The organism is Phycisphaeraceae bacterium, assembly GCA_020639155.1.
GTDB lineage: Bacteria > Planctomycetota > Phycisphaerae > Phycisphaerales > UBA1924 > JACKHF01.
In genome coordinates this window covers 1,858,468-1,885,294 of sequence record JACKHF010000001.1, presented here as the reverse complement: position 1 = coordinate 1,885,294, position 26,827 = coordinate 1,858,468, and the positions used below count along the sequence as shown (strand labels likewise).

Here is a 26,827-nt window from a genome sequence, read left to right as displayed (position 1 = left end):
ATATGAAATCCGTTCGCATATTGACCGTTTTCTCTGCCCTTGCTATCGGAGGACCATGTGTGGTTGCCCAGATGCAGACCGAGCACACAAAGCCACACGAAACAACCTCAGCCAGGCCGATCAATGCAGTGTGCCCTGTCAGCGGTGAACCAATCGATGGCAAAACGCTCGTCAACTATAAGAAAAATCAGATCGGCTTCTGTTGCCCCGGATGCGACAGCCAGTTCAATGCGTGGACTGAGCAACGTAAGGACGAGTTTGTCAATGTGTCACTCGCGTCACACGTCACGCACAACGACAATCCCACTGACCAAAGTGCATGGACGGAGCCGTTTGCACTGAGCGAGTGTCCTGTGTCGGGTCAGAAACTCGGCTCGATGGGAGACCCGATCGTTCAGAAATATGACGGCCGAGAAGTGCGATTCTGTTGCGCTGGATGTATTGAAACGTTCGAAGCAGACACAGATGCATATTGGAAAAAGGCTGATGAACTCATCATCAAAGATCAGCTTCGATATTATCCTATCCAGCAGTGTATTGTGTCCGGCGAACCACTTATTGAGCATGACAAGGACATTGCAAAGAACATAGTGTACGGGAATCGGCTCGTTCGTTTGTGTTGCTCTGCGTGCGAGACAAAGTTCAATGCGGATCCAGCGAAGTTTATTGAGCGGCTGAACAAGAAGACCGCCGAGATCCAACGTAAAGACTACCCACTGGACACGTGCGTGGTTGCAGGCGGCAAACTGGGCTCAATGGGAGAGCCGACGGAGATGGTGATCGCAGGACGATTGCTTCGGTTCTGCTGCGCTGGCTGCGAGCCGGAAGCAAAGAACAATCCTCTGAAGTACATCATGGCGGTTGATGGTGCGTGGCAGAAGAAGAACATGTATGTACCGAAGATGCAGAGCGAAAATCCTCATGGTGTGAGCGAATCTACCACGAAATCCAGCCCGGATAAACGCTAGATACAACGTTGAAAGCAACTGATTGCACTCACGAACAAGGCGGCAATGCATCATCAGCGATGCGCAACAACATCACCGCCTCTCAATGTTCATTGAGGCTTGCAGAGACTTGCATCCATCAAAGGAGAGCGTCAGGGCTACAGATCCAGTCCCCTCCAAAAGCTCAGTTCGATCTGATTCGATACTTTGAGCGTGTACGTGGAGAAACAAGCTTGAAATTAACCTCTACACATGGCAGTTAAGATAATCTTTCGAGTCGATGTCGGTTTTGCCTTACAAGTCAGATGCCAAACGATCGTTCCGTGAAAGAAATATACAAAATCAAAGCGAGAGGACACTAGTTGAAATCTTTCTGTCGGACGTAGGGGCAAGGGAGTTTGAATTGCGTTCTCTGCTGCCGCCGAACTGCCTATCCGCTCCACCCTGATTAATCGCCATTGAGCCATTTCTCATACTGTTGACGGTCGCGCTGACGCGCGGCAGCGAGGTCGACATGCCCTGCGGGGAGCCGGGACTCTTCTGGATACTCAGCCGCAGCCAATACGTCGCGGTAGTCGCAGCACGCGATCTCCACCAGCCAGCCGACGCGCTCGAGTTCTCCGTTGCACTCTTTCAGAATGGCAAGATGCACTCGATCTCGCTCACGGTGCCACGACTTGGTCCCGTACCGATCGAGCATCTCGATAGCGTGCGCCGCCTCATCTTTGTCGATGAAGCAACGGCGAAGTTTCTCAAGGACCAACTCACGTGTCGGAAGTGCAGTACTCAATCTTCTCTCGAAAATATCGTGTGAATCAGGGCGATAGGATTTGAACCTACGGCCTTCTGGTCCCAAACCAGACGCTCTACCAAGCTGAGCTACGCCCTGTCAAAGTACAAACATGCTGGCCCGTGCCAGCGTGGTCGCAAGTGTATTCACGCCGGGCAGGATTGCCAGCCTCATACAAAAAGGGGAGCCCTGAGAGCCAACTGAACCAATGCCGCATCGCGTCCTTTAAGTACTACACACCCCTCGCGAGCATCAATCAAGGAATGGGCACTCCTTGCGATGCAGTTCGTCTCCGGAGCAACAATGCTGGCTAGAACGCAGTCAATCCGTTTCGTCGTTTGTTGCGTGATCCCGTTGATAGTTACTGGATGCGCCTCGCGACTTCCCGCGCTCAGACGAGCCTATCGCATGGGCACGCTGGACCCAGCTCCGACATGGGAGATCGGCGTGAGCTGGCTTGGGACATACAAAGATGTTGGCAGCACACAGGTACCGCAAGCATTCAAGGACGGCATCAAGGACCCGGACATCAGATTCGCACCAACCGACCCTCGACAACGAGTTCACCACGTGTATTCCATGCTGCGAGGCAACTTGGCTCTTGTACGCGATGATTGGGAGCCCGACAGCAAATACACACTACACAGGTTTACAGGCGGGCAGTGGAGGCACCTTGATATGTCGGCCCTGCACGCGCCCGGGGCGTTTCTGACACACGCTTCAAGCAATGAACTGCTTGTCTTTCGTGACAATACCGATGCGTTGTCATTGTGGGCATGGCACGACAACGACGTTCCAGAGCGCATCGATTCCCTTGGTGGCTTAACCGCTATCTCATCGTCCGGGCAAGGAACGTGGATCGGTCTGCTCAATGGGCAGTTCGTATTCGGAGAACTCAACGATCAAGGCCAGCTTGCAGCCGACAACGCATTGGTTCTGGAGCAACAGTTCAGCACAATGGACACAGTTGAGTCTGCAACATGGCTCGATCGGCACACGGTGTTGCTCAACCGTACAAAAATCGTTCTGCGCGATGGGGCAACTATTCCACTGGTCGGCACGCTGCCCGACTGGTCCGATCAATCCGACTGCGCAATGCGCCGAGCATTCATCGTGAATGATAATGCAGGTAATCAAAAACTCGTATATTGGCGGAGCGATCAAATACTGGCCACAGTCCCTGTGGACAAGAATGTGATCGCGGTATCGCCTGGCGGTACGGTTCTCGTTGTCTCACGCGAGATATGGACACCGATAAACCGATTCCTTCCTGGCCGCCCGTTTGCCACTGTATATGTCTCACTAGATCGAAATGCAGCAAGCAAGTTTCGTGAATTAGAGAGGCCACCTCCATCGTGGGCTGTTGTGTGGAAACAAAGCAGCTAATTCCGGCTGATCAGTCATTGCTGTAAACACCGCTCGGGGGTCACATGCCCCCGACCCGTGAACCAACATGAAACACACTCATTTCTTCCGCTTGTGCTTGCACTTTCTGCACGAGCACGAGGATTCCCCTTTGTCCTTCTTGCTCTGTGCTTTCTTTTCCCGGGCTTTCTCGCGTTGCTTTTCGCGCTGCTCTCTGCGTTTCTCACGGATCTCCTCCGGCACGAGACGCTTCATCGCGTTCTTCCCATAGGCAGGATCAAGACGCGCAAGCTGGACGAGGCGCACGTCGAGCGTGCGGTGCTCACCATCGACGCACGAGACGCACACGAACGGCAGGCACACCTCGCGCACGCGCACGGGCTCGCCCGCGTTGCACGGGATGAAGGAGTATGTCTCCACTTCGAGCGGATCGACGGAGTGCTCCGTCAGTCTCCACCACGCGATGTACTGATGACGGACCGACATCACCGCAGCATACATGCCGGGCACGATGTCCTCTGGCGCGACACGCCGAGCAAGGGCTGCATGCGCACCGGTCACGCACGATGGTGATTCGACAGACTGTGTTTCTTCTGGACGGGTTTCTTCGATGTGTGTTTCTTCAGTGTTCATAGCAATGCCATCATGGTTGAAGCGATGTTTCGGGAGAAAGTGCTTCAGGCGAAACAGTCGCTCAAGTCTGGGGTTGTGGTGGCGCGGGCATCCTGCCCGCGATGATTGCAGTGACAGGCGGGCTGGAAGCCCACCCCACCATTCAGCACAGGAACGTTTCACAACACAGATGTGCTGAGCACATTCCGCTGTGCATATTCGGATGGAGCGTGGATGGTCGAAGCTGGGAGAGCGTTGAAACGGAAAGAGCGAGGACTCAGCCGAAGCTGATGCTTGTATCCCATTTCCGCGAAAGAGCTGTATCACAACTCATATCGCTACTCGTGGTGTGCAGCACAGACCAATCACGCAGATACCGCGAGCACATGCTCGTCTGATCTGACCGGGATGGACTTTGCACGACACGCACAGGGGGCTCCGTTCCCGCTGGGATTGACCTGAGGAATACACACAAACCGGAACGCGCACGATGGCATTCACCGATTCGCGGCGGGATGATTGAACGCAAGGGATACCCCGGTCAAGCAAATGGTCGTTTTTTGAACGTATTTCACATGTGATACATATTTCGGAGAAACTGCAAGATTCGCTGGTGTGCGCCGCACTCAGTATGGGTGCTCCATGTGTTGTGTGTCACAGCGGATGGAGTATCCGGCCTCGGTCAGTGAGAAAGGACACACCTATGAAACACGTGTATGTTGGAATTTTGCTTGCGGGCTTCGCTGCGACATCAGCAGACGGAGCAGTTATCGGTGTCAACAACGCGATACTGATCAGCCCGCCAGCGAATGTCGGGCTTGGTTCCGGGCCGGGCGGCAGTGGCCAGTTCGCCAAAGTGTGGAACGAGCAGCAGGGCGTGAGCATCTCTTCGCTCATGGTGGACATGATCGGCAATCCGACCAACTCCTATGTCGCCACCACGGGGGCTGTCACCGGCACCGTTGACTCGCACATGATCCATCACACCCCAGGATGGATCAACAGCACATCGCTCGTCGGCTCGGTGACATTCGATGGTCCGATCGTCGGCGTGATCTTCTCATTTCAGCGCCTGAACCAGACCGACGCAATCTTCGCACCTACGGGGACAACCTACAGCACCGCCAACATCCGCGGCTTTACCCCGTTCGTCAGCGGAGCCTTTGTCAACGGCAACACACTCAACTTTGATCTGTTTCGCTCCCAGTTTCCTCTGGCAGACTACGACCAGCTCCGAGTACTTACGCAGAGCGTTCCGTCCGTCGGAACAACTGCCCCGCTGGTGCTTGCGGGCATGATGGGCGCTGTTCGTCGTCGACAGACTGTGAAAGCCGGTTGACCAGATCCCCTTTCTTGTGCATACGGAACAGGGTTTGTGGAGCATTGGTAAGTTGGCTGTTTTCCGTGATTTTTCACGCTCCCCCACTACCATTCGCCCATGACGCCCACCTCGACCACTGTCCCGTCCTCGTCCCGCATGACCGCAAGCGAGATCCGCACGCGGTATATCGAGTTCTTCACAACGCTCGCCGGGCTGGAGCACACGTTCGTGCCGTCGAGCCCGGTCGTGCCGGTGAACGACCCAACGCTGCTGTTCACCAACGCGGGCATGAACCAGTACAAGCCGTTGTTCCTGGGACAGACGAAGCAGGGCGATCCATTGCACGGGCTCTCGCGTGCGGTCAACTCGCAAAAGTGCATCCGCGCAGGCGGCAAGCACAACGATCTCGACGACGTTGGCAAGGACACCTACCACCACACGTTCTTTGAGATGCTCGGGAACTGGTCGTTCGGCGACTACTTTAAGGTTGAGGCAATCCAGTCCGCGTGGGAGTTTCTGACAAAGGCCTGCAACATTGCGCCCGATCGTCTGTATGCGACGTACTTCGGCGGCGACGAATCGCGCGGGCTTCCCGCGGACGACGAGGCGCGCGAGCTGTGGTGCAAAATTTTGCCGAAAGAGCGTGTGCTTCCGGGTTCGTACAAGGACAACTTCTGGGAGATGGGCGACACCGGTCCGTGCGGACCGTGCTCCGAACTGCACTACGACCGACGTGATGATGATGCGCGTGCAGCAAAGGACGGCGTGACGCTCGTCAACACAGATAACAATGATGTCATCGAGATCTGGAACCTCGTGTTCATCCAGTTCGATCGGCAGAGCGCGGACAAGCTTGTGCCACTGCCCGCAAAGCACGTCGACACGGGCATGGGACTCGAACGTCTCGTCAGCGTGCTGCAGGGCGTAAAGTCAAACTACGACACGGACGTGTTCTCGCCATACTTTGCAAAGACGCAGGAGATCACGAGCGCTCGCAAGTACAGCGGGAAGTTCGGTTCTAGCGACGAGGGCAGCGTGGACACAGCCTACCGCGTGATCGCCGACCACATCCGCACACTGACATTCGCGATCACCGACGGCGCAACACCGAGCAACGAGGGACGCGGGTATGTGCTGCGTCGCGTGCTGCGCCGCGCAGTGCGATTCGGCAGACAAAAACTCAACGCCAAGACCGGTTTCCTGTCAGAACTCGTGCCGGTCGTCGTCGAGACAATGAGCGACGCTTTCCCGGAACTGAAGAAGGATCCGCAACGCGTGATTCACATAGTGCGCGAGGAGGAGGAGAGTTTCGGCAGGACGCTGGACAAGGGTATCAAGCACTTCGATTCCATAGTCGGCAGCAACACAACGAAGGTCGCCGGCGATGATGCATTCATGCTTTACGACACATACGGCTTCCCGCTTGATCTCACGCAACAGATGGCAGAAGAACGTGGGATGACCGTTGACATCGATGGATTCGAGAAGTGCATGGAGGAAGCACGCGAGAAGTCACGTGCTGGCGCAAAGACGGGCGAGAAAACAATCTCGCTTCCAGCGGATGCCATCGCTTTGCTCAACAAACAGAACATCGCAACAACAAACGATGCTGCAAAGTATGAGCTCGATACCTTGAGCGCACACATCGTTGCGATCCGCCATAACGACGAGTTCACACAATCGGTTGATGCAGAGAATCTTGGAGACGCGCCGATCGGTGTCGTGCTCGATCGCACCTGCTTCTACGCAGAATCGGGCGGTCAGGTCGCAGACGCTGGCACCATCACAGGCGATGCAATCATGCGCGTCACCGATGTCAAATCATTCGGCGGGTACGTCCTCCATATCGGCGAACTCACAAACGGCACGATAAAGGTCGGCGCAACAGTGAACGCGTCCATCGACACACCATCACGAAGAAAAATCGAATCGAACCACACCGCGACACACCTGCTCAATCTCGGATTGCGCAGCGTGCTGGGCGATCATGTCGATCAGAAGGGCTCGCTCGTCGATGCGGAACGCTTGCGATTTGACTTTTCGAACAACGGCCCCGTGGAACCGGACCAGATCGCGAGAATCGAGTCCATCGTGCGCGATCAGATCGGTAAGAACCTGCCAGTCAACGCGCATGTCGCAGCGCTTGGCAAAGCACAGAAGATCAACACACTCCGTGCTGTCTTCGGCGAGAAGTACCCCGATCCCGTACGAGTGATTTCGATCGGGCCGAAGGTTGATGATCTCATCGCAAACCCCGACAACCCCGAGTGGATGGAGCGAAGTGTCGAGTTCTGTGGCGGCACGCACGTGAAAACTACCGGCGACATTGCGACGTTCGCGCTGCTGAGCGAGACGGGCATCGCCAAAGGCATCCGCCGCGTTGAAGCTTTCACCGGCGAAGCGGCACACACTGCCAAAGCAGCGGCTGATGCTCTCCTCGCACGCATCGACGCCGCAACATCCGAATCTGATGATCAGTTGCAATCGATTGTCAGTGAACTGAACACATCGATTGATGCAGCCATCATCTCTATGACAGACCGCGAATCGTTGCGCGCAGCGCTTGCACCGTTGCAGGAGCGAGCCAAGAGCGCAGCAAAGGCAGCAGCAGCGGGCAAGGCGAAAGTTGCTTCCGAACGCGCACGCGCGCTGGCTGAGTCACTCGCAGACGACGGCATCCTCGTCGAAACTCTCGATGTCGATGGCGATCGCGGTGCAATGCAGGCTGCGCTGAAGACCATCGAGCAGATGAAACCAAACGCTGCGATCATGCTGCTGTCTGCATCCGATACCAGCATCGCGATCATCGCTGCGGTCAGCAAGGACCACAACGCACGCGGACTGAAAGCGGGCGACTGGGTGCGCGAGGTTGCATCGGTCGTCGGCGGCAAGGGCGGCGGCAAGCCCGACCATGCGCAGGGCGGCGGCGCAGATGTCGCAAAGCTTGATGAGGCAATAATGCGAGCAAACGAGTTTGCTGCTTCATTGAAGTAGTGACGCGATCACTTCAACCGGATGCTGTGCATACACATCCGCAAGATCGAAAAGCTGGTGTCTGCACGATGTCCCCGTCGCGCAGATGATGTCACCCGCCTTTGCATCCCTTACCGCGGGCAACAGTGAAAGCTCTGCAACATTACGGGAGATCTCTGCGTGCTCCTTTGTCATGCCAAACGCGCCAGCCATGCCACAACAGCCAGTATCGAGCACGCGCAGTCTGTCTCCGAGCACACGCCTGAGCATGTTTGCGCTCGAGTCAATCCCTGCAAGCGCCTTCTGATGGCAGTGACCGTGCAGCAGGACATCGCATGTCGATTGCGTAAACTGTGGCCGCGTTGGGTGAGTATCCCAGCGCATATCGAGAAACTGCTCGACGAGCATGCACCGAGATGCGAGATACTCGCGTTTTTCGCGAGAAACAGATAGTTTTAGACTCAGCCAGTCGTCGATCGCTGCGGAATGGCATGACGGCTCAAGGAACAACACAGCTTCGGGCATCACATGCTCAACCACTTGCCCAAGCGAATGAGTTGTGTCGCGTGCTTCCTGTTGTGCTTGTTCGAGCAATCCAGATGAGACTGCCGGTCTGCTGCAACACCCGACATCAGCAAGAATCACGCGATACCCGAACGCTTCAAGCAACCTCTTCGCACTCGTGCCAATCGATGTCTCGTTGTACATCGAGAAACAATCACCAAACAGCAGAACCGTTTTCGTACTGAGACTCGGGAGTTTATCGCCGGTTGTAATATCTTCTCGCCGAAACGAACGTGACAGCGGCCTTTCAAACTGCGGCAATGAGCGATCCTCATCAATGCCGAAGAGATGCTGTGCAACACGACGACCTGGTGCCCATCCAACAATTGCATTTGCAAGACCCGGCATTATCGATCCAGCGCGATTGATCGTGCGCACATTCGCAAAGAGCTTTGCACTCAACGGCACTCGTCCCCGCACGCGATACGACTGCGCGAGATATTCGCTCTTCATCTTTGCAACATCAACATTGCTCGGACATTCGGACTTGCAGGCTTTGCACGAGAGACACAGATCGAGAGTTTCTTTCATCTCCTCATCGTTCCATGCAATCGCAGGATCAGATGAAAGCTGCCCTGTTACAGCAAGACGCAGCGCATTCGCGCGCCCGCGCGGCGAGTGACGCTCGTCGAGCGTTGCTCGATAGCTCGGGCACATCGTGTTTTCTGTGCGTTTCCTGCACACACCGGACCCATTGCACTGCTCAACCGCACCCAGTAGGCCATGCTGATCGGCGTAGTCGAAGTATGTCTCGGTCTTCAGGACATCAACAGCTGGATTGTTTCGATCGTTGTGCGGGTTGATGCGCGTGTTCTGCAGGATCGATTCGATCGGGCCCGGCTCAACAATGTTGCCGGGGTTGAGCAGGTTGCGCGGATCAAAGATGCGTTTGATTTCACGGAACGCGTGCATGAGTTCGGGACCATAGTGCTGTTCAAGCAACGGCCCGCGCACGCGCCCGTCGCCATGCTCGCCGCTCATCACACCATCACACGCTTTGGCAATGGCTGCTGCTTGTTGCGCAATATCCAGCATGATCTGCTGATCGTGTATGTCGCGCAGGTTTACCATCGGCCTGATATGAAGCACCCCCACTGACGCGTGCGCCCAGAAAGCAGCCTGCACATCGTGCTTTGCGCAGAGTTGTTTGAATCGATGTACAAACTCGGTCAGACGCTCGACTGGTACCGCATTGTCCTCAACGAAACTGACCGGCTTGCGATCCCCCGGCAAGCCGTGCAGCAAGGGCTCGCCAGCCTTGCGTAGTTTCCACGCACGCGCCATGCCTTCCGCATCGGTATATTCGTGCATCGGCGCGTCACCGATGCAGGCCCGCAGCGATGCCAAACAATCGCTTCGTTCGCTCGTATGTGACGAAGCCTCGTACTCAACGTACAGCACTGCGCCGGGCATCTCCCCATTGATCTTCGGCAATAGGTCAACATACCCGCGATACTCGATGTTTTGCGAAGCAGCTCGGATCACGAAATCATCCAGCATCTCCACCGCGGATGGCTGTGTTTTCAATATCTCGGGTAGCTTTGTGATCGCATCTTCAATAGACATAAATCCAATAACAGCGAGTCCACGGGCCGTAGAAACTCTGTGTAGTTTCAGATCGGCTTCAAGGACCGTACACAATGTGCCCTCGGATCCGCACACAAGCTGCGCGAGATTAATCTCGGCCAGAACGTGTTCTATCGATGCGCCAATACCTGCGCGCTCGATCTGATCCAGCATCAGATCAAGGTTGTACCCTGCGTTCCGGCGAAGCGTTGTGGGGAATCGCTCCCGGATCAGTTCACGATGTCGCTGAACAACATCAACCACGCGCATCGTGATCTCTCGCACTCGATCATCTCGCAGCGCTTCTCCTTTACAGAACTGGACAACCATTCCATCTGGCAGACACACACGGACACCCAGCACATTCTCACTCGTGCGCCCATACTTGATCGATCGCGCGCCTGCTGCGTTGTTACCGATGCAGCCCCCGACGGTGCACTGCCTTGCGCTTGCAGGATCCGGCGCGAAGAACAATCCCGTGTGCGCAATCTGAATATTCAGCTGTTCGAGTGTGATTCCCACATGTGCGGTACAGCGCTTGCGTTCCGCATCAACACTCACGACATCTGTACAATGTGCAGAGAAATCGATAACAACAGCATGATTCGTACACTGGCCAGCAAGGCTCGTTCCGCCACCGCGCGGGAGCATGGCTACGCCGAACTCCGCGCACGCGCAGACTGCAGCGATACTGTCGTCGATGGATCCTGGAACAACCACACCAAGAGGCTCGACCTGATACATCGACGCATCGGTTGCGTACAACATCCGATTATGGTGATCGAATCTCACCTCCGACGTGGGGTGCTTGAGCACACTGGAAAGGTGCTGCTCAAATGCAGAGATCCGGGTCGCGACTGCACCATTGGTTGGTCTGGCGTCGAGAGCGAGAACTGGGAGTGATCGTCGAGTCACGCTGGATTGTGGTTGTGAATCGCATCTGATACCAGCGTGTGGGGCACTTCTGTGCATTTTCGTTGCAAATCCTTTATAAATAACACCCAAACAAAAACCGTTCGCGATTCGCCGATTGCATGTGCTGCTGCTATCCTCTGGACCCTCGTGGCAGCACTCGGCACCCTGTTCCGTGCATGTGCTGAAGATTTTCTGTGTGTAAACAGCAGGTTTGGCCAGCATGCACTCGGCGTTGTTCCGCCAGAGTCAGCCGCCGTCTTTTCCAGGAGCCTTGTGAGCAATGAGCATTGATACGACTTTGTCCACGCTGACGACAACGCTCGCCAGCATCAACGACATCCCCCCGTTGTACTGGCTGGCACCGGTCGGTGGCCTGTGCGCACTCGCAATGGCGTTCTTCTTCAACAAGAGCGTGCTCAAGCATTCCGAGGGCGATGACAACATGGTGCGCATCGCACAAGCTGTTCGCGAAGGCGCGATGGCTTACCTCGTCCGCCAGTACAAGGTGGTGGCGGGTGTCTTTGTGCTGCTTGTCGCGTTTCTCGGCATCATGTATGCGCTGAAACTCCAGTCCCCGCTCTCCATGATCGGCGTTCCGGTCGCGGGATTTCTTTCGGGGCTTTGTGGCTGGTTCGGCATGCGGATGGCAACCAATGCGTCTGCACGTACTGCAAATGCTGCAAAGAACTCGCTCAATGACGGTCTCACCGTGGCATTCCGTTCCGGTGCGGTCATGGGTCTGAACGTCGTCGGATTTGCGATCCTCGACGTGTCTTTCTGGTTCTTCATCCTCAACGCGATGGGCTTTGAGGGTGGTGATCTGCAGATCATCACCACGGTCATGTTGAGCTTTGGCATGGGTGCATCGACGCAGGCGCTCTTCGCCCGTGTTGGTGGCGGCATCTATACAAAGGCTGCGGACGTTGGCGCTGACCTTGTCGGCAAGGTCGAGGCTGGCATCCCCGAGGACGACGCACGCAACCCTGCAACCATCGCAGATAATGTCGGTGACAACGTCGGCGACGTTGCTGGCATGGGTGCCGACCTCTATGAGTCGTACTACGGCTCGATCCTTGCAACAATCGCTCTTGGTGCTGCTGCTGCGTACACCATGTCGAGCGGTCCGAATGCACTCGCTCTCGCGTTCATGCTGGTTGTCGCTCCTATGGCGCTTGCTGGCGCAGGCATCCTCTGCTCCATCTTCGGTATCTTCACTGTCCGTGCGAAGGAAAACGCAACATTCAGCCAGCTTCTGAAGGGCCTGCACAAGGGTGTGTGGCTTGCATCGGCAGCAATCATCGTTGTCTCCGCACTCCTGCTCTACTTCCTGTTTGGAAACAACGAAGCAGCAAGCTCCTCGCTCGCAGGTATCGGTACAAGCTGGTGGAAGCTCTGGCTGTCCATCCTCTCTGGGCTGATTGCTGGTAACGTCATCGCGTACGCAACAGAGTACTACACCTCGTATGAGCACCGTCCAACCCAGCGCATTGCTGAGCAGGCGCTCACCGGCCCCGCAACTGTCATCATCTCAGGTATTGCTGAGGGCATGAAGTCGACATGGGCATCCCTCGTTGTTGTTGTGGTTGCCATCATCACTGCATTCACCTTCGCAGGTGGCAATGAAAACTTCCTCATGGGTCTCTATGGCGTGGGCATCGCAGCCGTTGGCATGCTCTCCACGCTCGGTATCACCCTTGCAACAGACGCGTATGGTCCCATCGCGGACAACGCTGGTGGCAATGCAGAAATGACCCATCAGCCGCCGCATGTTCGCGAGCGTACCGATATGCTCGACTCACTCGGCAACACGACTGCTGCAACAGGCAAAGGCTTTGCAATCGGTTCGGCAGCTCTGACCGCACTGGCACTCTTTGCCGCGTACATCCAGGTTGTTCAAACGCAGCTCTCAACCCAGGCTGAGTCGTTCATCCAGAAAAGCACATTCCAGACACCCGTTGGTGACGACCTTTATGCCGTGTATCAGGGGCACGGGAAGTTTGCTGTCGTCAATGGTGGCGGAGCCGACAGCTGGACAGACGGCGGTATGACATTCCGGATCGAGGGCGATGGCACCCACATCGATAAGTCAATCGACGACCTCGTCACTGTGAACTCTGTTGTCACCGATGTCGCTCATCACGGCGACGATCGTTACGAGCTCCACATCACAACAACCGGCGAGCATGCCGGAAACTACACCGTCTTTGTTGCCTCTGCCACCAACGGCACCATCGCAGACGTGCTGACGTTCTTTGATATCACACTCGCGAACCCGCGCGTGCTCGGCGGCATCTTCATGGGTGCGCTCCTCGCGTTTCTGTTCTGTGCGATGACAATGAACGCGGTGGGCCGTGCTGCCTACGCGATGATGGGCGAGTGCCGCCGCCAGTTCGGCAAGATCCGCGACGCTCTCCGCAAGCAGGGCATGTCGGAAACCGACGTCGCCGATCCAGATAACTGGCCAATGGAAGGCATCGAATACGAGGGCACGCACTATCCCGACTATGCAAACTGCGTCTCGATCTCGACCGCGGGCGCACAGAAGGAAATGGTTCTGCCCTCGCTGCTTGCCATTCTCGTTCCAATCGGTGTCGGCCTTGTGCTCGGCGTGCCGGGCGTGATGGGTCTGCTCGCCGGCGGTCTAACCTGCGGCTTTGCCGTTGCAGTGTTCATGGCGAACGCTGGCGGTGCGTGGGACAACGCCAAGAAGTTGCTTGAGTCCTACGGTCGCATCACCGCAACCGATATGGTCAATGGCACGGGCAACTCCTCCAAGGTGCCCGCAGCAGTTCGCGACCAGATCAAGCTTCGTGCAGAGGACATGGTCAAGGCTGGCAGGGGTGACGAGTACGTCTATGGCAAGGGCTCAGACGACCACAAGGCGACCGTCGTCGGCGACACCGTGGGTGACCCGTTCAAGGATACTTCCGGCCCCGCCCTCAACATCCTTATCAAGCTCATCTCGATCGTCTCGGTCGTGTTCGCGGGTCTGATCGTCAAGTTCAGCCCGATGATCTCCGACCTGCTCGGTCTTGGGTAAACGACCAGAGCATCGAACGAAGACTTCGGTAACACACCAACGCCCGGGGCTTGCAATCCCCGGGCGTTTTCATTGACTTCAATGTATCGTATCAGTACCGAAAACAGTCCACTGTGTGATCGTTCACCAGTCCGCACGCCTGCATGTACGCGTAGCAGATGGTTGACCCGACGAACGAGAACCCGCGCTTCTTCAGATCCTTGCTCATCGCATCGGACACCGGTGTCTTCGCGGGAATGTCCTTGAGTGTTTTCGGATGGTTAACAATCGGTGCCCCATCGACGAAGCGCCAGATGTATGCATCGAACGATCCGAACCCCTCCTGCACATCAAGAAACGCGCGTGCGTTCTTCACGAACGCTTCGACCTTCAGCCTGTTGCGGATGATCCCCGGATCCTGCAGCAGTATCTCTACTTTGCCCGGCACATACCGCACGATCTTCGTCGCATCGAAGTTGTAGAATACCTTGTTGTAGTGCTCGCGTTTCTTCAGGATGGTGATCCACGAGAGACCGGCCTGTGCGCCCTCAAGGCAGAGCATCTCGAAGAGGTGCTGATCGTCGTGCGATGGCACGCCCCACTCGGTATCGTGATAATCCATGTAGAGCGGATCGCTCGTGCACCATCCGCATCGTATCTTTTCAGAGCTCCGTGGCTGTTCTTTGTTCTGTTTCTTCGCCATCGAGTGAACTCATCACATCTAATGGCAGCCGCAATCGGGGTCTGACTTCGGCTTCTCGCCACAGCACTTCCCGCGTGCCTTGAGAACCGCCTTGATGAGTGACTCGGGCGCCTTCCTGTGGATCGGCTCGCCCGTGCACATGCAGTCCTTGCCCATGCGCACCGCGCACTGGTACGCGTCGAAGAACGACTTGCACTCGGGACAGAACGCCAGGTGTGAATCGAAGTGGCGTTTGACCTCCGGATCGAGTTCGCCGTCCATGTAGTCGATTGTGAACTTCGTCAGTTCCTCGCAGCAGATCTTCGCGGCTGCCTTGGGGCACGGCGGGAGATTGCTTGTGCCCGCGCTCTGGTTTTCTGGGTTCGTACTCATGCGTGCGTCCCCCCGGAAACTTCCTCCATGGACGATTCGATCAGTTTCATCAGCGCAAGTCGCGCGCGGTGCAGACGCTGCTTCGCCGCATCGGGTGATATATCGAGCGCCGCTGCTGCTTCCTTCGTCGAAAGTTCTTCTATGTCTCGAAGAATGAGAATTGTCCTGTGGTCTTCGGGCAGTTCGTTGATCGCCTCGCGCACACGCTGCGCGAGCTTTGGCTCGATCTCGGATCGTTCCGCGATGCTGTCAAGGTTCGGCGCGTGCTCTGCGCGATGTCCAGTCTCATCGAACACCGGGAGCAGCTTCTCAATGCTCCGTTCGTTTGCACGCTTGCGCGAACGAAGTCGCATGAGCGCCGCGTTCACCGTGATGCGATGCATCCATGTCGAGAGAAGTGACCGACCGTCGAACGAACCTATCGCGTTGAACACGGACACGAACGCGTCCTGCACCGCGTCGTGCGCCTCGGCATCATCGCGAAGGATGCGTCTCGCGACGACCAGCATGCGATCAATGTTGTCGCGAACAAGCTGCTCGTACGCATCGCTCTGGACAGCGGGGTCATCCGACCGCAAACGGGCAAGAAATGCCGACTCGTCAGCGGACGGCCCATCTGTCGGCTGGGCCGAGGTGTCGGGCGTTTCAGATGAAGCAGTATCGCTTGCCATCACCCGACCGTATCCCTTATGTGCGCACAGGGCAACCATGATCCCATCCACAACCTGAAAGTAACAAACACAGAGCGCGACTCATATCTGATGCGTCTGTCATCCCTCGCGTAACAACACCGGTCACCAGTTGGCAATCCAGCGCATCAAACGCACTCTCAGCCGCCAATTCTCCAAAGCGGAGCCCGCCATGCCAGAAACCATGTCAAAGCAGAAGCTCATCACATCGTGGATCGCGCGTATTGTCGCAGCGGTCATTATGGGCCAGACGTTGTTCTTCAAGTTCTCTGGAGCTGCCGAACCCATTCACATCTTCTCGACACTCGGCGCAGAACCCTGGGGCAGATACGCAACGGGTGTGTTCGAACTGATCGCTGCGGTCCTGCTGCTCGTTCCGCGCACCGCTGCGTTCGGCGGATTGCTCACCATCGGGCTCATGATTGGCGCGTTGGGTAGCCATCTCTTCACGCCGCTGGGCATCGTCGTCAAGGTGCCCGGTCAGAACGGCGAGCCCGCGGTCGGCGATGGCGGCCAGCTCTTCATCATGGGTTGCATCGCGCTTGTTGCGGGCATCATCACAACAGTCCTGCACAAGGACCAGATTCTCGGGCTTCTCAAGAAGAAGTAGTTTCTAAAGCCTTTATCCGCCGCTCGGCTTTGCCGAATACCCGAGTGATTTCAGATGCGCGACCAATGCATCGCGATGATCACCTCGCAGTTCGATCACGTCATCGCGAATGCTCCCGCCAGTCGCAAACTTCGCCTTGAGCGACTTGATCATCGCCTGCATGTCCGTTGCGGATGTGTCAAACCCGGAGATCGTTGTCAGCCAGCTCCCCCGGCTGCGCTCCCGCTGCACACGCAACTGCTGATCCTTCGGCAGCGTCACCTCACCGCTGGCATCGCGCGGACATGCGCATTGCGCACGCTCCTTCCCGCAATGCTCGCAGGTGACTGCTCGCTGGAGAGGTGTGCCATCAAAGAGTCCCATGCGCGGTTCCTTACCGATTGCATTCCTGGCTGCTCCCCACGACCTTGCCACACTCTGGGCACCGCATCCCCGCGAGCGAGTATCCGCACGCGCTGCAGTTTGGCGCACGCTTACTGGAGACGTGGTGGACACACTCGAGCATAGTCCACGACGCAATCAGCACGAACGCGAGGTTGTACGCAGCAAGGAATGTGTGCTCGCCATAGTTGATCAGGAATGGAATTGACACATGCTGCACAACAAGTGCGTACGCAACCGCAACACCCGCAGCAAAGAGCAACCATTTGCGATGTTTCATACCGTGCCTCCCGATTGGGATGCGTGATGCAGATCAGAGTTCCGGCGCAAACCCACGGCGCATCGTGTTCTCACAGCACGCGCGAGGCTCGACAAACTGCAGCAGATAGTCGTCGCCGCCCGCCTTGGACCCGACACCGCTCATCGCGAATCCACCGAACGGCTGACGTGCAACGAGCGCCCCTGTACAACTACGATTGATATACAGATTCCCGACGCGGAAGCCTCGCTTCGCCTGCTCGATATGCGCCGGTTTTCTGCTGAACACACCACCGGTGAGTTTGTATTGTGAGTTGTTCGCGATACGGAGCGCCTCGTCGAACGACGCTGCGTGCATGATCGCAACCACAGGACCAAAGATCTCTTCCTTCGCGATCGTGTGATGCTCCTTCACGCCCGAGAAGATCGTCGGCGTGACATAATCGCAAGGCATCGTGCCCAACGGGCTTACTGATTGCGCTTCCATCCGCCGACGAATATCGTCGGGCAGTTCCATCTCAAGCTCAAGCGTGCATCCCTCGCGTTTGGCGATGTCGATCATCCCTGTGATGCGTGCGCACGATTCCTGATCGATTACCGGCCCGATGTCGGTGCCGCTATCGATCGGATCACCAATAACGAGCGAGTTTGTCGAGTGTACAAACCGATCGGTGAATGCGCGCATCGCGGGGCCGTTCTCGCCCTGCGGATCAACCACGATCACGCGGCTGCACGCGCTGCACTTCTGCCCCTGGAATCCGAACGCACTCTGACGCACACCAAGCACTGCTTCGTCTAGGTCGGCCGACGTGTCGATGATGATCGCGTTCTTGCCGCCCATCTCGCACACGACCTTCTTGACGTGCAGTTGCTCTTCGGGCGTCACGCCAGCAGCTTTGACAATGTCCAGACCGACCGCTTTGGACCCGGTAAACGCGATGAGTGCGATACGCGGATCACGCACAATCGCAGCGCCTGTTGTCTCGCCCGGCGCGGGGCAGAACTGGAGCACATCGGTCGAGAGTCCAAGGTTTCGCAGTGCTGTGTAGATCGCATCAACGAATATCTTTGCGCATCCCGTTGTCTGCTCCGCGGGCTTCAGAATAACGGTGTTCCCCGTCACGAGTGCGGCGCTCGTCATGCCGGCGCAGATTGCAACCGGAAAGTTCCACGGAGAGATCACCGCTGCGATCCCCCGCGCCTGATGCCACTGCTCGTCGAGTTCGCCGATGAATCTGCCCAGACGCTCACGCTCGAAGAGCGGCATCGCGCACCTGGCGTAATACTCAAGGAAGTCGATCGCCTCGCAGAGGTCCGCGTCTGCATCAACCCAGCACTTGCCGTTCTCCTTGATGACAACGCCGGAAAACTCATCGCGACGTTTGCGCAGTATGTCGGCAGCATCAACAAGCACGCGAGAGCGCAGTGCCGGATCGGTATCGCGCCATGCTGGGAACGCAGCATCTGCTTTGGCGATCATTTCGAACGCCTGCTCGGGCGTGTGCTCACTCGGCACCGACGGCACCACCGCATTCTTGACCGCCTTGCTGAACGTGTCGCGCACGGACTTCTGTGAGAAATCACGCATCGGCTCGGTGAAGAACGGACGACCGTCACCAACATCAGGATGCGATGGCGAGAGATGATGGCGTTCGGCTGCGATCTCGGATAGATCCTGCTTCGAGTGCGGGTGCGACTTGAGTGATCCCGGCGCTGCGAGCAGCACATCCGTGTTCGCGTTGTCGAGGAACCCTGCTTTCAGCCACGACTCATTGGACGTGTTCTCAAGCAGGCGGCGCACAAGATACGCCATGCCGGGGATCATCTCGCCGACGGGGACGTACTCGCGGATACGCAGGTCCATCTCGTGGGCAGCGTGCTTGAGCTGGTCAGCCATCCCATGGAGCATCTGAATCTCTATCGCGTTCTTCGGGAGTCCGCGCTGTTCGAGCATTGCAAGACACGTCGCAATCGAGCGGACGTTGTGCGAGCCGAGCGCGAGTTTCACGCCACCCTGTCCGGATGCAAGCTTTGTTGGACCAAGCCCCGACGCAACCTTATCTCCTCGCGGGCACGCATCAAGGAAGATACGCGTCATGCGCTCGAAGCACGCATCAGTCTCCCACTTCACCGACCACACAGGACATTGCCAGCCCTGTTCTTCCGCATGGATGGTTTCATAATCCCAGTACGCACCCTTCACGAGTCTCACACTGACAACACGTCCCGTGCGTTTCGCCCACTCGCAGATGTTCCGTGCATCGTCCTCGCCGGACTTCAGATACGCCTGCATCGCGATACCAGCCTGGAAATCAACCTGCTCGCAACAGCGTTTGAACAGTTCGAGCGTCAAGTCCTTCAGTGCGAACTGCTCCATGTCGAAGTTGATCAGCACACCCTTGTCGCGCGCAAGCTCAAGAATCGGCACCAGGCGCGACATGATGTCCCTGATAGAGCCCTCGGTATCGATCGGATTGCACTTTGCACTCAGCGAAGAAATCTTCACGGACACATTCGTGCGCGGAATACCACCGAGATGGTCCTGCTCCAGCGTGGAGTTTGCTTTCCACGACGCGACCTCGTCCGGCAGATTCGCAACAAGATCGAGATACTTCTGCTGGTACATGTCCGCTTCAGCATCTGACACGCACGCCTCGCCGAGCAGATCAACACTGAACGCGATCCCGTCCTTCCAAATCTTCGCAAGACCACCAAGTGCGCTCTTCGCATCCTCACCGGCGATAAACTTGCCAGCCATGGACTCGATCTGCCCAGCGATCGTCTTCGCTGCCATGCCCTTGGCAAGACCACCAGCTTTGAGCGCAAGCTCAATGAACCCGGGCACGTTCACGCCGGGCTGGTTCATATAGTCATCGAGATGGTCGTAGATCATCTCCGGCGTGCGCAGCACAGGGAACGCGTCAACAAACCGGAACATCTGCACCTTGAAGTCGTGGTCCTTCATGGACCATTCCATCATCTTGTCAGAATAGAACTTTGTGCTGAGAATGCCGTACTTCTGGTCGCGTGCCAGTTCCAGCATGTGCTCGCCGTGCTTGCGAATGCTCGTCTCGAGTTCGCCGTGCCCAGCATTTGCCAATGGCGCACTTGCAGGCATCCGCGACGCGGTCCCGTTGCTCGTGCCGTCCTCGGTTGGAATCCGTACCACCGTTGGGCGAACCGCCACACCACCACCCGATTTGCGTGAAAACAAGCCCATTGGACCCCTCAGCACACAGCGATTCTGCGAGCAGAACACGAGCGCACACCCGCGCCCAGACGAACCCAAAGTATAGGAATCATCCCAGTAATCCCCAGCTGAAATCCTTACGAATTCCTCATGACCAGGGAGAAACCCAAGTTACCCAAAAACCTCGGACGCGCTCTACCATCGTTTCTCCTCACCCGCAACTTCACAGGCGATAATCATCCATGCCACAAGGCGGTACATCCACATATCCCACACTGGCACAGCAGTCTGTGCTGACCATTGGCACGTTCGATGGCGTACACCTCGGCCACGTTGAACTGCTGAAAGTTGCCAAAGCGAAAGCAGACAGAACTGGATCAAAGACTGGACAAACCGTCCGGACTGTTGCCCTCGCGTTCGACCCCCATCCAGGTGCAACACTCGCCCCAGGTAACGAACCAGCTCGCTTGACCACGTTCCAGCACAGATCCTCCCTGCTACGCAAAGCCGGCGCAGATGAAGTCGTGCAACTCAAACCGACACCTGCCCTGCTCTCGCTCACGCCGGTCGAGTTTGTTCACAGGATTCTCCTCCCCTACAACCCCGTCTACATTGTCGAAGGATCGGACTTTCACTTCGGCAAAGGTCGCGCAGGAAACGTCGACGTGCTGAAAGATCTTGGCATGAGCCAGCCGCCATCGTCGCAGTTTGATGTCGAGGTCGTGCCACCCGTCCCCACAGTCTTAAACGACCACACAATCGTGCGAGCATCAAGTACCATCGCCCGCTGGCTGCTTACCAATGGTCGTGTTGATGATGCAGCGCGTGTGCTGGGTCGCTGGCACGAAGTTGAGGGTATCGTCGAGAAGGGTGATCAGCGAGGCAGAACCATCGGGTTCCCCACTGCGAATATCACAACAACATGCATGGTGCCCGCCGACGGAGTCTACGCAGCGATTGCGCAGATACCGCAGCCGGGGCAGACAGCACTCGACGATGCGAATCAGCGATTCGTCGCAGCGGCTGTCAGCATCGGACACAAACCAACCTTTGGCAACAGTTCGTTCGCGGTCGAGGCACACATCCTCGACGATCGAAACCAGCACGGAACATCGCAGATCATCGCTGCTCTGCCGCCCTATGGCTGGAACATGCGCCTGCGGTTCGTTGCGTGGGTGCGCGAGCAGATCAGATATGACTCGCTTGATCCCTTGCTCGAACAGATGCAACGCGACTGCACCAACATCCAGCAAACACTGGATGCACACGCTCATATTGCATCGGTGTAATCTTGTTCACCCGAACCGGATCTCATCCATATACGTACAATGCCACATGAAACACAGAACGCGGGCGTTCGGATCGCTTCCTGTCCTTGCTGTTCTTTTCCTGCTTTGCTTTCCAATACTTGCACCCACCCATCAAGGTTCAAACAAGCAAATCAACGCATGCTACTGGGATTCTGACACACTCGCATTCGAAGCGAAGGGATTACCCGGCGTTGTGGAAGCAATCACAGGCCGGTTCGATCGGTTCCCACCGATCTACTACGAAAAACGCATCGAGATCGCAACAGCGAAGCTGAATGCCAATCCGCTTGATCTGATTGCGTACGACGATATCGCGGTGTCATATGACAAGATCGGGAACAGCGATCTTGCGATCGAATGGATGCAGAAAAAACGCAACGCGATCGACAACAATATCGTGTTTACGACGTTCTGCGGCTGTGCCGAACAATGTGCCCGGTGTTCAGATAGATAATGTCTCGAGCAATATCGGTCATCAGATCTGCAGCCCGCTCAAGCTCGCGGCCAATGCGGTTGATCTGCATGCCCAGCGCCTCGGTGTTGTCCTCGGTGCGCATCATGTCGACCGTCTCTTCGAAAAGTTGCTTTTCAAGCTCGTCAATGACATCATCGGTACTGATGACACCCTCAGCAAGAGCAGTATCCTCCATCTGGATCGCACGGAGCGCATCATGGCACTGCAACGGCACACGAACACCGAGTTCCTTTAATGCGGTCGGCCATACTGGATTATGATCACTCTGGATTTTCCGGCAGATCTTTGCGATTGATGATGCGTGATCGGCAACGCGCTCTATATCGGCATTGGCTTTGAGCACAAAGGTCACCGCACGGAAATCACGTGCGACCGGCTGCTCCATCGCGAGCAGACGAAAACACTCGAGCTCAATCTGCACCTCTTCCTCGTCGATCACATCGTCAGCTTTGCGCACAGCCATCGCAGCTTCACGATCAGAGATAAACAGCGCTGAGAGTGCATCCTCGAGCATTTTGATCGCTTGCCCGGCTTCGAGCACCAGACGACGCTTCAACGTGGCCAGGCGCTGATCGAAGGTGTACCGACTCGGATGATGTTCGATGTCATTCATGTTGTTCAGCTCCATTGCGCAATAGGTGCCCGTCAGGCACACCACCCGAACAAAGTTCCAGCATAGATACTAGACAACTCGCAATTCGTACGACCCCAAGGAACACAAATCTCACGTTTCTTTACTGTCCGTTGACATTGAGCCTTGGTTTCTCCACATTCGGCAGGGGCACAGAGCGATCCTCAACAGAACCCGAACGTTGAACTGCCGAAGCAAACCGACGTGTCAGCACACGAGCAAGCGTCTCAACCTCAAGGTATTGCTGAGGTAGTCGGATGTAAATGTCCATCGTCCGTCGATCTTCCTCAGCCTCTTTGCCGCGGCGTTCACTCTCCACGACACGAACAGTTCCCTCGATACCTCCGAGCGCATCTGCTGCACGTCGAGCATCTGTTGCCTTGATCAGCACATCCGGTCCACGAAGCACCATGGACAGAATCCCAACTGCAGCGCTCAGCACGCGCAGCTCGGCAAGATCGAGGAGTCGCTGCGTTGATTTCGGCGGCTTGCCGTAGGCACTTTCAAGCTCGCTGCGAACCTTCTCAACCTGGGTCTGATTCGACGCTTGCGCAATGCGCCGGTAGGCTTCGAGCCGGCGCGCCTGCGCGTTGATATACGACCTCGGGATTGATCCAGTGAGGCCGATCTCGATCTGTGTTCGTTGCGGCTTCAGTTCGTCGCGATGCTCAAGCTGATTGACCGCCTCTTCAAGCAGCTTGCAGTACATGTCGTATCCGACGACGGCGATATGGCCAGACTGCTCCGCACCGAGCAGATTGCCCGCGCCGCGGATTTCGAGATCGCGCATCGCAATCTTGAACCCCGCACCGAGCATGTGGTACTCCTCCATCGCTTTGAGCCTGCGCTTTGCCTTGTCCTGCACCGTGCGCGTCAATGGGAGCAGCAAATAGCAGTACGCGCGATGGCGGGAACGCCCCACGCGCCCGCGAAGCTGGTGCAGATCGGCGAGCCCAAACCGGTCCGCATCAGCGATGCAGATCGTGTTCGCGTTGGGAATATCGATGCCAGACTCAATGATCGTGGTCGACACGAGGATGTCCGCGTCGTGGCGGATGAATCTCAGCATCACCTGCTCAAGCTCGCGGGGACTCATCTGTCCGTGCCCGACAACAATCCTCGCATCAGGTGCAAGTTTCTGCACCTCATCTGCTGCGCTTTGGATGTCGTGCACGCGGTTGTGCAGGTAAAACACCTGTCCGTCGCGCGCAAGCTCGCGAGCAACTGCCTGTTTCAGCCGCACCGCATTCCACGGGATAACCTCTGTTACAACCGACTGGCGATCTGTTGGTGCTGTCGCAAGACTCGATATATCGCGCAATCCGAGCAATGACATGTGCAGCGTGCGCGGGATCGGCGTGGCGCTGAGTGTCAGCACATCTGCGGTCATCCGAAATGTCAGCAGTTGCTCTTTGTGCTCGACGCCGAAACGCTGCTCCTCGTCGATAACCACCAACCCGAGATCCGCGAACCTCACATCCTTTGAGAGCAAACGATGCGTACCGATGATGATGTCGATGCGTCCCTGCTTGAGTTCTTTCAGAACGTTGTTGATCTCCTTGCCGGTCTTGAACCGAGAGATTGACTCGACGCGGAACGGATAGCTCGCGAATCTGTCTCGGAATGTGCGTTCGTGCTGCTCGGCGAGCACAGTTGTCGGCACGAGCACGGCAACCTGCCTGCCGGACTCGACAACCTTGAACGCGGCGCGGATCGCGAGTTCTGTTTTTCCAAAGCCAACGTCGCCACAGAGCAGACGATCCATCGGACGCTCGCTCGTCTGGTCGCGCTTGATCTCGGACAGCGCGGCAAGTTGATCCTCGGTTTCCTGATATGGAAACTCCGCCTCGAACTCCTTCTGCCACGTCGTGTCGGCCGGATACCTGATGCCGGGAAGGCTCTCGCGTGCTGCGCGCACGCGGAGGAGTTCAGCAGCAAGATCACGCACACTCTCGAAAACCTTCTGCTTCTGAGCGGACCATTTCTGCCCGCCGAGTGTCGAGAGCGGCGGCTTACCCTTGAATCCGCCGACGTACTTCTGCACCTGATCGATCTGGATCGCTGGCACGTTGAGTCGAGCCTTGTTTGCGAACTCCAGCACCAGAAACTCTTCCGGCTCTATGCGCGTTCTGCCCCTGCCCTTGAGAATGTCGTCTGCTGACCTGTCGTCCTTGACGTGGCGGGGTTCAAGCAGCGTCACGCCAACGAATATCGCGATCCCGTGCTCCGCGTGCACAACGACATCACCGGGCGCAAAGTCGAGGAACGTATCCATCGCGCGGGATTTTCGAAGATTCGTTGCCTTGCGACGAACACCAAACCGATGCACAAGCTCGTGGTACGGCACCACCATTGCACGCTCGGTGTCGTCGTCACCAACAAGCCTGAACCCCCGATGTACGAACGCAAGCATCGACTCAATGTCGTTTGCATAGTCAGGCGCATGCTCAGCGAGGAGTTCACCAAACCGTTGCAGTTCGCCCGGTGTCTGGCAGAACACCATCACGCGAGATACAGTCGACTCTCGCGCAAGCATCTGCATCGCGCTTCCAATTTCGCGATCAAACTCTGGCAGCGGTTCGACAGGCAGCTCAACACGCACGTCCGCAGCGGTCGCAACAGGTGCAAAGCTGCACACCTCTGCGATCGCGCTGCACGTTGCGTTCAGTTTCTTGAAAACTGCTGGCGGACCGAAGATCCCCTTGCCATCGATGACGCGCTCGAAGTATCCGCGCGCCTGCTCGGTCACTTCCATCGGCTCTGCGATCATGCCGATCGTGTTTCTGGGGAGCAGATCAAGCAGCGAGATACTCGACGCAGTCGTGTGCTCGACTGCCTCGTCAGGCTCTGCGCACACGAGATCGACCTGCTCAATCTTTGCGCCGGCAGCAAGTGTTTCTGTATCAAGTTCGGTGATGGAGTCGAGTTCATCGCCGAAGAAATCCAGACGGATCGCATCACGCCCCGCCGGTCCAAAGATGTCGACGATTCCGCCGCGCACCGCAAAGTCGCCAGGCTCCTCGATCGCTTCGAGCCTGCGATACCCCGCGTCAGCGAGCCACTGGATCAGCTGCTGCATGGGAAGGTCTTGCCCGCGCGCAACGGTGCGCATGAACCTCTCGCTGACACCCATCTCAGGGATCGGCTGCATCAACCCCTGCACGGCACACACGACGACGGTCGGCTGCGAGGGTTGCTGCCCATTGTTGAGCTGATCGCGCAGATGTCGCACCGCTGTCGACGCATCGAAGCGCGCGAGCAGCAGGTCCATACTCACATTCGACTCGCCGGGCAGCACTTCCAGCGCAGGATAGTGGATCGCGCGAACACCGGCTTGTTCCAGTTCATCGACCGCGATCTCTGCATCGTTCCCGTGCGCAACAACGAGCACAACGGGCTGCCGTGTTTCCGTCGCGACCGCTCCCGCTAGAAAATGCGTGGACGAACCCGCAGCACCCATCGCGATGGTTCGTGTACCCTGCTTAAGTGCGTCGGCGCATGAGCGCGCAGCATCGACCCGCTGCAGCAGGCCGATCAGGCTCGCGCTGGCTGTTGTCTGTCCTTCCATATCAAGGCACATCCTCGCGATAGTGCGGGAACGTGCTCATGTATTGTTTCGGCGGAAGTTCCGGTTAGCCACCATCCGATGGAGCGGATTCCGCGAGAACAACCGCAAACGGTCGGATCTTCTCGATCGTTTTCTCGCCAATCCCCCGCACACGATCAAGATCTTCGAGCGAGGTAAACAATCCGTGCTCCGCACGATCACTCAGGATCTTACCAGCAAGCTTCGGGCCAATCCCTGGGAGCAGTTCGAGTTCAGCAGCGGTCGCAGTGTTCAGATCAATGCGCAACGTACCGCTTGAGCCATCCCGTTCGGATGGCTGGACAATCATGTGCGGCTTATCGAGTTCCTCGGATTCTCCAAAGCGGTCGAACGCACGAGAGCGAAAGGGCTGCTGTGTCTCATCAACGAGTGATTGCGGTGACCCAACAGCCTCATGAGCATGTGAGATCTGTGGCTCTGTTTGCGCAAGCGGTTGAAGCGGATGTGGGACATTCACGAAAGTCCAAACCAGCGAAACAACACATAACATTCCCAGCACACCAACCGCACACCACATTGCTGGGCCATG

Annotated in this window: 20 protein-coding genes and 1 tRNA gene; 8 read left to right on the top strand and 13 right to left on the bottom strand. The window is 56.9% G+C overall.

From position 1 onward, the window contains the following. Positions 1–2 precede the first annotated feature (2 nt). Positions 3–968, top strand: coding sequence for a hypothetical protein (locus H6815_07945; protein MCB9860372.1), 966 nt, complete (start codon positions 3–5; stop codon positions 966–968). A gap of 427 nt (positions 969–1,395) precedes the next feature. On the opposite strand, the gene H6815_07940 is transcribed toward H6815_07945, so the two are convergent. Then, entirely contained in the window at positions 1,396–1,737 is a 342-nt protein-coding gene (locus tag H6815_07940) for a hypothetical protein (protein MCB9860371.1), read from the bottom strand. A gap of 25 nt (positions 1,738–1,762) precedes the next feature. After that, positions 1,763–1,836, bottom strand: a tRNA-Pro gene (locus tag H6815_07935). 309 nt (positions 1,837–2,145) lie between these two features. Between H6815_07935 and H6815_07930 the strand changes: the two genes are divergently transcribed. Further along, a complete protein-coding gene (locus H6815_07930) occupies positions 2,146–3,123 on the top strand; it encodes a hypothetical protein (GenBank protein MCB9860370.1) in 978 nt (325 codons plus the stop codon). A gap of 78 nt (positions 3,124–3,201) precedes the next feature. On the opposite strand, the gene H6815_07925 is transcribed toward H6815_07930, so the two are convergent. Next, positions 3,202–3,735, bottom strand: coding sequence for a hypothetical protein (locus H6815_07925; GenBank protein ID MCB9860369.1), 534 nt, complete (start codon positions 3,733–3,735; stop codon positions 3,202–3,204). Positions 3,736–4,417: 682 nt separating this feature from the next. On the opposite strand from H6815_07925, the gene H6815_07920 reads away from it, so the two are divergent. Together H6815_07920 and alaS are read left to right on the top strand one after the other, a co-directional pair. Continuing rightward, positions 4,418–5,053, top strand: coding sequence for a hypothetical protein (locus tag H6815_07920; protein MCB9860368.1), 636 nt, complete (start codon positions 4,418–4,420; stop codon positions 5,051–5,053). A 99-nt stretch (positions 5,054–5,152) separates the two neighbouring features. Beyond that, on the top strand, positions 5,153–8,029 hold the full coding sequence (alaS, locus tag H6815_07915; protein MCB9860367.1) for an alanine--tRNA ligase: 2,877 nt from the start codon (positions 5,153–5,155) through the stop codon (positions 8,027–8,029). On the opposite strand, the gene H6815_07910 is transcribed toward alaS, so the two are convergent. Beyond that, positions 8,018–11,053 carry an FAD-binding protein gene (locus tag H6815_07910; protein ID MCB9860366.1) on the bottom strand — a complete coding sequence of 1,012 codons (3,036 nt, stop codon included), beginning with the start codon at positions 11,051–11,053 and terminating at the stop codon, positions 8,018–8,020. The genes alaS and H6815_07910 overlap by 12 nt on opposite strands. 280 nt (positions 11,054–11,333) lie before the next feature. Between H6815_07910 and H6815_07905 the strand changes: the two genes are divergently transcribed. Then, complete coding sequence (locus H6815_07905; GenBank protein ID MCB9860365.1) at positions 11,334–14,093, top strand: sodium-translocating pyrophosphatase; 2,760 nt, start codon at positions 11,334–11,336, stop codon at positions 14,091–14,093. 91 nt (positions 14,094–14,184) lie between these two features. Here H6815_07905 and H6815_07900 read toward each other — a convergent pair whose 3' ends face one another. From H6815_07900 to H6815_07890, 3 genes are read right to left on the bottom strand one after another with little or no spacing between them, the layout of a single operon-like run. Then, entirely contained in the window at positions 14,185–14,775 is a 591-nt protein-coding gene (locus H6815_07900) for a DNA-3-methyladenine glycosylase I (protein ID MCB9860364.1), read from the bottom strand. Between the two features lie 18 nt (positions 14,776–14,793). Continuing rightward, positions 14,794–15,147, bottom strand: coding sequence for a zf-HC2 domain-containing protein (locus H6815_07895; GenBank protein MCB9860363.1), 354 nt, complete (start codon positions 15,145–15,147; stop codon positions 14,794–14,796). Continuing rightward, positions 15,144–15,818: a sigma-70 family RNA polymerase sigma factor gene (locus H6815_07890; protein ID MCB9860362.1), complete on the bottom strand. Its 675-nt coding sequence runs from the start codon at positions 15,816–15,818 to the stop codon at positions 15,144–15,146. The genes H6815_07895 and H6815_07890 overlap by 4 nt, the downstream gene beginning before the upstream one ends. A 202-nt stretch (positions 15,819–16,020) precedes the next feature. Here H6815_07890 and H6815_07885 point away from each other — a divergent pair, with 202 nt between their 5' ends. Next, a complete protein-coding gene (locus H6815_07885) occupies positions 16,021–16,446 on the top strand; it encodes a DoxX family protein (protein MCB9860361.1) in 426 nt (141 codons plus the stop codon). A gap of 12 nt (positions 16,447–16,458) precedes the next feature. On the opposite strand, the gene H6815_07880 is transcribed toward H6815_07885, so the two are convergent. The 3 genes from H6815_07880 to H6815_07870 are packed head-to-tail and all read right to left on the bottom strand — an operon-like array spanning position 16,459 to position 20,305. Then, on the bottom strand, positions 16,459–16,809 hold the full coding sequence (locus H6815_07880) for a translation initiation factor (GenBank protein ID MCB9860360.1): 351 nt from the start codon (positions 16,807–16,809) through the stop codon (positions 16,459–16,461). A 10-nt stretch (positions 16,810–16,819) separates the two neighbouring features. Further along, a complete protein-coding gene (locus tag H6815_07875) occupies positions 16,820–17,107 on the bottom strand; it encodes a hypothetical protein (protein ID MCB9860359.1) in 288 nt (95 codons plus the stop codon). Positions 17,108–17,140: 33 nt separating this feature from the next. Then, a complete protein-coding gene (locus H6815_07870) occupies positions 17,141–20,305 on the bottom strand; it encodes a bifunctional proline dehydrogenase/L-glutamate gamma-semialdehyde dehydrogenase (protein ID MCB9860358.1) in 3,165 nt (1,054 codons plus the stop codon). A gap of 212 nt (positions 20,306–20,517) precedes the next feature. On the opposite strand from H6815_07870, the gene H6815_07865 reads away from it, so the two are divergent. Beyond that, on the top strand, positions 20,518–21,564 hold the full coding sequence (locus H6815_07865; GenBank protein ID MCB9860357.1) for an adenylyltransferase/cytidyltransferase family protein: 1,047 nt from the start codon (positions 20,518–20,520) through the stop codon (positions 21,562–21,564). A 46-nt stretch (positions 21,565–21,610) separates the two neighbouring features. Next, positions 21,611–22,039, top strand: a complete 429-nt coding sequence (locus H6815_07860; protein ID MCB9860356.1) for a hypothetical protein — start codon at positions 21,611–21,613, stop codon at positions 22,037–22,039. Here the strand turns inward: H6815_07860 and phoU are convergent. From phoU to H6815_07845, 3 genes are all read right to left on the bottom strand, one after another. Then, on the bottom strand, positions 21,987–22,673 hold the full coding sequence (gene phoU / locus H6815_07855) for a phosphate signaling complex protein PhoU (GenBank protein MCB9860355.1): 687 nt from the start codon (positions 22,671–22,673) through the stop codon (positions 21,987–21,989). The two genes, H6815_07860 and phoU, sit on opposite strands and share 53 nt — an antisense overlap. A gap of 121 nt (positions 22,674–22,794) precedes the next feature. Beyond that, positions 22,795–26,259, bottom strand: a complete 3,465-nt coding sequence (gene mfd / locus H6815_07850; GenBank protein MCB9860354.1) for a transcription-repair coupling factor — start codon at positions 26,257–26,259, stop codon at positions 22,795–22,797. Between the two features lie 64 nt (positions 26,260–26,323). Then, positions 26,324–26,815, bottom strand: coding sequence for a ComEA family DNA-binding protein (locus H6815_07845; GenBank protein ID MCB9860353.1), 492 nt, complete (start codon positions 26,813–26,815; stop codon positions 26,324–26,326). Positions 26,816–26,827 lie beyond the last annotated feature (12 nt).